Source organism: Acetobacter sp. DmW_125128, assembly GCF_008704325.1.
GTDB classification, from domain to species: Bacteria; Pseudomonadota; Alphaproteobacteria; order Acetobacterales; family Acetobacteraceae; genus Acetobacter; species Acetobacter oryzifermentans.
On sequence record NZ_VHOP01000100.1, the window covers coordinates 1 to 519 of the forward strand.

The following is a 519-nucleotide window of genomic DNA, read 5'->3' on the forward strand; positions in this document are numbered from 1 at the left end:
TGATTTCTGATCGGCAAAGACATGCTCGACACGCGAGCGGATCACCGACTTCCCTGCATTGGACCGTTGGATATGGCGTGGCATAGCACTACAGTTGCATTTTTTGTTGAGTTCTGAGAGCCCTTTTGGAAATTCGCTATGATAGGTTTTCAAGAGGTTTTGATTGTGATTCAAAGGCAGGATGTGGACGCCAGCACAACGAGGCCGCATGGCCGGAATTACACGCAAGACGAAACGCTATCCGTCTGATCTGACAGATGAGGAATGGGAGCGCATAGCGCCTCTGATGCCCCCTGCGAACCGGCGTGGTCGGAAACGGACAACCGATTTCCGTGAGATCATCAATGCTCTGCGCTATCTCGTGCGCTCAGGCTGCGGTTGGGAGATGCTTCCGGTTCATTTTGGCCCATGGCAAACGGTTTACTGGTGGTTCTGAATTGCCCCGGGTTTTGTGGAGACGTTTTTTATCTGATTTAAGCGGCTAATGCATGTGATTTCTGTTGTGCATAAAAGCGTGCC

The 519-nt window shown here is 51.1% G+C and carries 1 protein-coding gene and 1 pseudogene; one reads left to right on the top strand and one right to left on the bottom strand.

Going from position 1 to position 519, the window contains the following annotated elements:
- On the bottom strand, window positions 1-210 hold a 210-nt coding region (locus FKW19_RS15905; RefSeq protein WP_238706783.1), incomplete at its 3' end, for a hypothetical protein.
- On the opposite strand from FKW19_RS15905, the pseudogene FKW19_RS15155 reads away from it, so the two are divergent.
- Window positions 182-433 (top strand): annotated as a pseudogene (locus tag FKW19_RS15155) (transposase); the annotation flags it as partial. The gene FKW19_RS15905 and the pseudogene FKW19_RS15155 sit on opposite strands and share 29 nt — an antisense overlap.
- Between the last annotated feature and the right edge of the window lie 86 nt (window positions 434-519).